At 64.9% G+C, this 832-nt stretch carries 1 protein-coding gene; it reads right to left on the bottom strand.

Translation table 11 applies throughout. From position 1 onward, the window contains the following. The coding region (locus EQG76_RS07845; protein WP_200840645.1) for an MlaA family lipoprotein at positions 1 to 621 on the bottom strand (621 nt) is incomplete at its 3' end. Positions 622 to 832 lie beyond the last annotated feature (211 nt).

Raw genomic sequence — 832 nt, 5'->3', positions numbered from 1 at the left:
CGAGCGCACCGTGGCGTACATGTCGAGGCTGCCCCGGCGCAGGTCCTCGATCACATCCATGTTCTGAACGTGGAAGTCGACGCCCTCCATGACGTTCTGGGTGATCCAGGGCCAGTCGCTGCTCACGTAGAAGGTCGGGTTCAGGGTCATGTCCGGCAGGCGACCCACCGCGCCGCGCACGACATCGGGGCCGAACAGGGGCAGGACCACATAGGGTCCGGGCCCCACGCCCCATTTCTGCAGGGTCGTGCCGAACTGGGTCTCGTGCTTCTGGTAGCCGAACACCGAGGCGGCATCGAATAGGCCGCCCACGCCCAGCGTAGTGTTGATGAAGAACCGGCCGACCGACGTGCCGAACTCTTCCCGCTCGCCCTGGAGCGCCAGGTTCACGAAGTTGGTGGGCTCGCGCAGGTTGCTCAGGAAGTTGCTGACGCTGTCCCGCACCGGCTCGGGCACCGCTGCCTGGTAGCCGCGCGAGACCGGGGTGAGGACCACGCGGTCCGCGACCTCGTTGAAGTCGAAGATCACCCGGTTGACCGGCTCCCACGGGTCCGGATCCTCGGCCGTGGCGCAGCCCGCCAGGGTCAGCGCGAGCGCCAGGATCGCAATAGGCCGCGCCATGCGCCCTTGCTGGCTCATCTTCACCTCTCGATGGCGGAGGATGGGGGAAGGGTCGTCATTCATCAGTCCGCCGGGAGAAGTACGTGCCACGCGACAGGGATTCAAGTTGAGCCATCCGATGGGCCCGGATCGGCACCCTTGCTGTGGCCAGTACCGGAGCGCTTGACCCTTGGATATAAAGAAATGTAGATATGTCTCAGGAGACTTGAGA

This window comes from Geminicoccus flavidas, from assembly GCF_009806515.1.
In the GTDB taxonomy this organism is placed as follows: domain Bacteria; phylum Pseudomonadota; class Alphaproteobacteria; order Geminicoccales; family Geminicoccaceae; genus Geminicoccus; species Geminicoccus flavidus.
Note: the sequence above shows the minus strand (reverse complement) of the source record. Positions and strands in the feature narration are given on the sequence as shown.